The following is a 5991-nucleotide window of genomic DNA, read 5'->3' on the forward strand; positions in this document are numbered from 1 at the left end:
GGCCTGGATGAAGCGCTGGCCCTGTTCCATGCCTCCGCCTTGCTTGAACTGGGCATGGACAGCGCCGACGGCACCGGCGCGGCCCTGGCCTGGCCGATGATCCGCGCCGCCGCCGCTCTGCTGACCGATCTGCACGAGGTCGCCGAAGCCCGCGTCGCGGCCCGCCCCGACCCCAGCGCCCACGTCCCGACGCTGGGCGCCTAACGCCAGGTCAGCGCTGCTGCTCCTCGCGCGTCGGCGGCGAGGCCTGATTTGCCGGCGCCGCGCCATAGGTGGCCGGCACGGGCGGCGGCACATTGGCGCGCCGCGGCAGGCCCCGTTCATTGGGCGCGGCATTGGGGTTGCCGTTCGGATTGCCGCCCAGCACCACCGGAGATGGCGCAGCCGGCGGCAGCGCGCCCGTGGCCGCAGCGGCCGGCGGGCTGATCTGCAAGACCTGGCTGGGCGCCTGGCCGATGCGGCCCAGGCTGGCGCTGCGCACGTCCACGCGCAGCAGGCGCAACTCGCCGTCGACCACTGCGCCGACGCGCACCGTGCGCGCCACGCCGTCCACCTCGATCAGCGCGACGCCCTCGCCGGCCTCGGCCGCCTTCGCGTTCTTGGGCGCGACAACACCCAGCAGGCGCAACCGCGTCGATGCCGCGACCTCGGGCTCGGGCACCGCCTCGGGCGCCGTCACGCCGAGCAGCCGGCTCAGGTCCACCGCCCCCCCACGACCCTCACCGGCCGGCAGCACCGAAGCCGGCATGGGCAGCGGCCGTGCGAGCAGTTGCAGGCTCCAGTAAGCCACCGAGCCGCCGAGCAGCAGCCACACCGTAAACGCCATCGTTCGAGCAAGCATGGCCCATTATGATGGCCCGCTCACCGCAGCTCAGCGCTTCCACGCCCCCAGACATGCGTCGCTCCTCCCTCACCGGCTCCGTTGCCCGCGGCTTCACGCTGATCGAACTGTTGGTCGTGCTCGTCATCATCGGCGTGCTCGCGGCCCTCGTCGTGCCCAACGTGCTGGACCGCGCCGAAGACGCCCGCGTCACCGCCGCCCGCACCGACGTCAACAACCTGATGCAGGCGCTCAAGATCTACAAGCTGGACAACCAGCGCTATCCGAGCTCAGAGCAGGGCCTGGACGCCCTCGTGCACAAGCCCACGGCCGGCAACCCGCCGCCGAACTGGAAGCCCTATCTCGACAAGCTGCCCAACGACCCCTGGGGCCACCCCTACCAGTACGCCAATCCCGGCGTGAAGGGCGAGGTTGATATCTACAGCTTTGGCGCCGACGGCCGCGCCGGCGGCGAGGGCCGTGACGCGGACATCGGTTCCTGGCAGTAAGCCCAGGGGCTTCACGCTCATCGAGCTGCTGGTCGTCGTCGCACTGATCGCGATCACCAGCGCCACGATCACGCTGGCCCTGCGCGACCCCGCCGAGTTGCAGCTGCAGCGCGAAGCCCAGCGCCTGGCCGCGCTGCTTGAGACGGCGCGTGCCGAGAGCCGCGCGTCGGGCCTGGACGTGCGCTGGATCCCCAAGGGCATCAAGACCGGTGACGACTTCCGCTTCGAAGGCCTGCCCCGCACCATCCAGCTGCCGACGCGCTGGCTCGGCGAGCCGGTGGCCGTGCTGATCGAGAACGCGACCGCCACCAACCCTGGCCTGAGGCTCGGCCCCGAACCCGTCATCCCCGCCCAGCGCCTGCGCCTGCAGCTCGGCAGCCAGCAACTCGTGCTGGCCACCGATGGCCTGGCCGCCTTTGACATCGTCACGCCGCAATGAATCCCGTGCATGACCAGCGCGGCTTCACGTTGATCGAGGTCCTCGTCGCCCTGGTCATCGTCGCCATCGCGCTGGGCGCCGGCATCAAGGCTGCCGGGGCGCTGACCAACAACGCCGAGCGCCTGGCCCAGGTCAGCGCTGGCCAATGGTGCGCCGAGAACCTGTTGACCGAATTGCGCTTGACGCAGCAGTTTCCCGACATCGGCGAATCGCCCTTCAGCTGCGAGCAGCTCGGCCGCAGCTATGGCGGCAAGCTCAGGGTCAGCCCGACGCCCAACCCACTGTTCCGCCGCGTCGACGCCGACGTCACCGACGACCAGGGCCGCCCCGTGCTCAGCCTGAGCACCATCATGGGCAAGTTCTGATGAAGGTGCGCGGCTTCACCCTCGTCGAGGTGCTCGTCGCCCTGGTCGTCATGGCGACGATGGCGGCCATGGCTTGGCGCGGCATCGACGCCCTCGTGAGAAGCCGCGAGATCGCCCAGGCCCACCTGGCCCAGACCGCCCGGCTGCAGACCGTGCTGGCGCAGTGGGAGGTCGACCTGCACGCCTTGCAGGACAGCCACAGCACCGTGCAACCCATCGCTTTCGACGGCGGCAACCTCGTGCTGACCCGCCAGGCGCCGACCGGTTTGCAGGTCGTCGTCTGGACCCTGCGCGAAGGCAGCCTATGGCGATGGGAAAGCCCGGCGCAGCGTACCGTGCAGGATCTCGAAGACCAGCGCCAGCGCGGCCTGCAGCAACTGGACCAGCGCAACCCGGCGCTGCGCGCATTCGACGGGGTGGCCGGCTGGCAGTTCTATTGCTACTGGGGCAATGCCTGGAGCAACTGCCAGTCCACCGGCGGCAACGGCAACGACAACGCCGGCCCCGTCAACCCCAAGACGCCGACCCAGCCGCCCGCCGGCCTGCGCGTGGCTATGCAGTTCGCCGAGGGCAGCGGCCTGACTGGCACGCTGACGCGCGAGCTGGAAGTGACCGTTCGATGAAGACTCGTCAGAGCGGCGCCGCCTTGCTGACGGCCATGATCATCGTCACGCTGATTGCCAGCCTCGCCGCCGGCATGGTCTGGCAGCAGTACCGCGCCGTGCAGATCGAAGCCGCCGACCGCGCCCGCGCGCAGAGCGCCTGGATCCTGCAGGGCGCGCTGGACTGGGCTCGCCTGATTCTGAAAGAGGACGCCCGAGGCAACGGCCAGCAGGGGAAGAAGATCGACCACCTCGGCGAGCCCTGGGCCGTGCCGCTGGCCGAGGCGCGGCTGTCCACCTTCCTGGCTGCCGACCGAACGGCGGCCAGCGACGACGACGGCCCCGAGGCCTTCCTGTCCGGCACCATCGAGGACGCGCAGAGCCGCTACAACCTGCGCGCACTGCTCGGCGGTGCAAAGGTGCCGGAGTTGGAGCAGCGCGTGCTGGAGCGGCTGTGCAGCCAGGTCAACGCGGCGCCCGGCGCGGCTGCCGTCATCGTCACCGGCCTGCGGAGCGCTTTCCCGGCGCCGGCCAGCGCCGCCAGCGGGCCCGGCGCGCCTGCGAGCGATGCGGCCATCAGCGAGTCCGGCCCCCTGCAGCCGGCCGGCCTGGACCAGCTCGCCTGGCTGGGCCTGGACGCCGACACCCTCAAGCGCCTGCAGCCCTATGTGGTGCTGCTGCCCAAGCCCACGCCGGTCAACTTGAACACCGCGCCGCGCGAAGTCATCGCAGCGCTGTTCGAGGGCGTCGACCTCGCCTCGGCCGAGCGCCTGGTGCAGGGCCGCAAGGCCCAGCCGCTACAGAACGTCGACGACGCCAAGAATTTCCTGCCCGCCGCTGTCGACCTCAGCGGCAACCGGGCGTCGGTGGATTCGTCCTACTTCATCGTCACCGGCCGGCTGCGCCTTGACGAGCGTCAGCTCGAACAGCGCTCGCTGATCTTTCGCAACAACCTGAGCATGGACGTCCTCGCCCGCGAGCGCATCAACCAGCTGCTGGATCAGTGATTCCTTGAACTCGAACCCGGCTACAGACTTTCACCGGCGGCTTGGCGCCCGGGCCGGGAAGGCAGCCGCCCCTCCTAGAATGCGCCGCCCCTGATCTCCCAATGAGCACCCTGCTGCTGTTCCTGCCCCCACGGACGCGCCTGCGCGCCCTGGGCAAAGCCGCGTCCGCCGCGGCCGAGCTGCCGCGCGCCAACGCGGTGCGCGAGTACGACTACGCACTGACGCCGGATGGCCGCCAGATCACCGCCGAGGGCCGTGCCGCGCCGGGTGGCCTGCCGGCGGCGGACAGCGTCATCGCCGTCGTCAACGAGTCCGATGTGGCCTGGCGCCGCGTCGAACTGCCGCGCGCCGGCCGCCAGATGCGCGCTGCCCTCGCCGGCAAGCTTGAGGAGGCCCTGCTCGACGAGCCCGACACCMTGCACTTTGCGGTCGAGCCCGACGCCCTGGGCGGCGACACGGCCTGGATCGCCGTCACGTCGCGCCCCTGGCTGGCCGAGCATCTGGCCCAGCTCGAAGCGGCCCATATCTTCATCGATCGCGTCGCACCGCTGTCCTGGCCCGACGAATTGCCGCGCGGCCATTTCTTTGAAGCCAATGGCGCCGGCGTCGCGCTGCGCTGGAGCCATGTCGACGGCGTCRCCACCCTGCCGCTGGAAGGCGGCCTGGCGCGCCAGCTCTTCCCGCCTGGCCTCGTGCATGCCGCGCAGTGGACGGCCACGCCAGCTGTGGCGACAGTGGCCGAGCGCTGGCTGGGCACGACGGTCACCGTGCAGACGCCGACGCAGCGGGGGCTGGCCGTCGTCGACAACGCCTGGGATTTCCGCCAGTTCGACCTCGCGCCCCGCGCCCGTGGCGTGCGCGCCCTGCGCCTTCTCAGCCGCGGGCTGATGCGCAAGCCCTGGCAGCCGGTGCGCTACGGCCTCGCCGGCCTGGCCATCGTTCAGCTGCTGGGCCTCAACCTGTGGGCCTGGCACCAGCATCGCGAGGTGGCGGCGCGACGCGAGGCGGTCACGACAACGCTGACCGGCGCTTTCCCGCAGGTGCGAGCCATCCTCGACGCGCCGGTGCAGATGCAAAAGCAGCTCGACCTGCTGCGCGCCAGCGCCGGCAGCGTCGGCGAGCAGGACCTCGAAGCCCTGCTCGCGGCCGCTGCCATGGCCTGGCCGGCCGACCGCCCGCCGACTGATGCGCTGGCCTTCGAGCCCGGCCGCCTCACGGTGTCGGCACAGGGCTGGGCCCAGCCCCAGATCGACAATTTCCGCAATCAGCTGCGCAGCGAAGGCTGGCAGCTGGACGCCAGCGAGGGCAAGCTGACCATCAGCCGCACCAACGCGCAAGGACGCCCCTGATGGCCCGCTTCAATTCCRGCGCCGGCGACGGCCTCTCCGCCCAACTCGGCCAGGCCAAGGCCCAGGCGCTCGCGCACTGGCAAGCCCTGGGCGAACGCGAACGCTTAGCCGTGGGTGCCATCGGCCTGCTGCTCGGCCTGCTGCTGGCCTGGAGCGTGCTGCTCGCGCCGGCCCTGCGAACGCTGAAGACAGCGCCCACCGAACTGGACCGGCTGGAGCTGCAACTGCAGCAGATGCAGGCCCAGGCCCAGGAGGCCCAGGCGCTGCGCGCGGCGCCGCCGGTGCCGCCCGACCAGGCCCAGGCCGCATTGAAGGCCTCCGTCGAACACCTGGGCGCCGCAGCCCGCCTGAACCTCACGGGCGACCGCGCCGTCGTCACGCTCACCGGCGTCGCACCCGAGCTGCTGCAGGGCTGGCTGGGCGAGGTGCGCTCGGCAGCGCGGGCCCGGCCCGTCGAAGCTCAGCTGACGCGCGGCCCCAAGGGCTATGCCGGCACGCTGGTGCTGAGCCTGGGAGGCGCCTGATGGCCTTGTTCAAGAAGCGCAGCGGCCACACGACGCAGCAAATGTCGGACTCGGTGCTGGGCAGCGGCAGCTATGGCGGCCGTGCGGTGCGCCACCGCACGCCCCGGCGCTGGGCCGTGGGCGGCGCCCTGATCGGCATCCTCGCCGCGCTCATCGTCTTTGCGCCGGCGAGCTGGCTGGCACGCGCGCTGGCCTCGGCCAGCAACGACCACCTGCTCATCGTCGACACGCGCGGCAGCGTCTGGAATGGCTCGGGCGTGCTGGTGCTGACCGGCGGCACCGGCAGCCGTGATGCCTCGGCCCTGCCCGGCCGGCTGTACTGGCGCATGGCCGTCAAAGGCCTGGGCCTGCAGCTCGCGGCGCGCCAGGACTGCTG

9 protein-coding genes and 1 pseudogene are annotated in these 5991 nt (G+C 71.4%); 9 read left to right on the forward strand and 1 reads right to left on the reverse strand.

The annotated features are described in order from the left end of the window. On the forward strand, nt 1-204 hold a 204-nt coding region (locus AC1DU6_RS17435), incomplete at its 5' end, for a nicotinate-nucleotide--dimethylbenzimidazole phosphoribosyltransferase (RefSeq protein ID WP_477858573.1). Between the two features lie 7 nt (nt 205-211). On the opposite strand, the gene AC1DU6_RS17440 is transcribed toward AC1DU6_RS17435, so the two are convergent. Then, on the reverse strand, nt 212-841 hold the full coding sequence (locus AC1DU6_RS17440; protein ID WP_457322911.1) for a hypothetical protein: 630 nt from the start codon (nt 839-841) through the stop codon (nt 212-214). Nucleotides 842-894: 53 nt separating this feature from the next. Between AC1DU6_RS17440 and gspG the strand changes: the two genes are divergently transcribed. The 8 genes and pseudogenes from gspG to AC1DU6_RS17480 form a co-directional block, all read left to right on the forward strand. Beyond that, nucleotides 895-1329, forward strand: coding sequence for a type II secretion system major pseudopilin GspG (gspG, locus tag AC1DU6_RS17445; protein ID WP_457322910.1), 435 nt, complete (start codon nt 895-897; stop codon nt 1327-1329). Beyond that, nucleotides 1301-1768: a pilus assembly FimT family protein gene (locus AC1DU6_RS17450; protein ID WP_056203240.1), complete on the forward strand. Its 468-nt coding sequence runs from the start codon at nt 1301-1303 to the stop codon at nt 1766-1768. The genes gspG and AC1DU6_RS17450 overlap by 29 nt, the downstream gene beginning before the upstream one ends. Beyond that, entirely contained in the window at nt 1765-2133 is a 369-nt protein-coding gene (gene gspI / locus AC1DU6_RS17455; protein ID WP_056203235.1) for a type II secretion system minor pseudopilin GspI, read from the forward strand. The genes AC1DU6_RS17450 and gspI overlap by 4 nt, the downstream gene beginning before the upstream one ends. Then, nucleotides 2133-2756: a PulJ/GspJ family protein gene (locus AC1DU6_RS17460; RefSeq protein WP_056203230.1), complete on the forward strand. Its 624-nt coding sequence runs from the start codon at nt 2133-2135 to the stop codon at nt 2754-2756. Before gspI ends, AC1DU6_RS17460 begins: the two co-directional genes overlap by 1 nt. Continuing rightward, nucleotides 2753-3742 carry a type II secretion system minor pseudopilin GspK gene (gene gspK / locus AC1DU6_RS17465; protein ID WP_457322909.1) on the forward strand — a complete coding sequence of 330 codons (990 nt, stop codon included), beginning with the start codon at nt 2753-2755 and terminating at the stop codon, nt 3740-3742. The genes AC1DU6_RS17460 and gspK overlap by 4 nt, the downstream gene beginning before the upstream one ends. 101 nt (nt 3743-3843) lie before the next feature. Beyond that, the gene (gspL, locus tag AC1DU6_RS17470) at nt 3844-5091 is read left to right on the forward strand and encodes a type II secretion system protein GspL (protein ID WP_477858577.1); all 1248 of its coding nucleotides are present in this window, start codon (nt 3844-3846) and stop codon (nt 5089-5091) included. Further along, on the forward strand, nt 5091-5615 hold the full coding sequence (gspM, locus tag AC1DU6_RS17475) for a type II secretion system protein GspM (protein WP_477858578.1): 525 nt from the start codon (nt 5091-5093) through the stop codon (nt 5613-5615). Before gspL ends, gspM begins: the two co-directional genes overlap by 1 nt. Further along, nucleotides 5615-5991: pseudogene (locus AC1DU6_RS17480) on the forward strand (type II secretion system protein N); the annotation flags it as partial. The gene gspM and the pseudogene AC1DU6_RS17480, both read left to right, overlap by 1 nt.

The organism is Roseateles sp. P5_B10 (assembly GCF_056400485.1).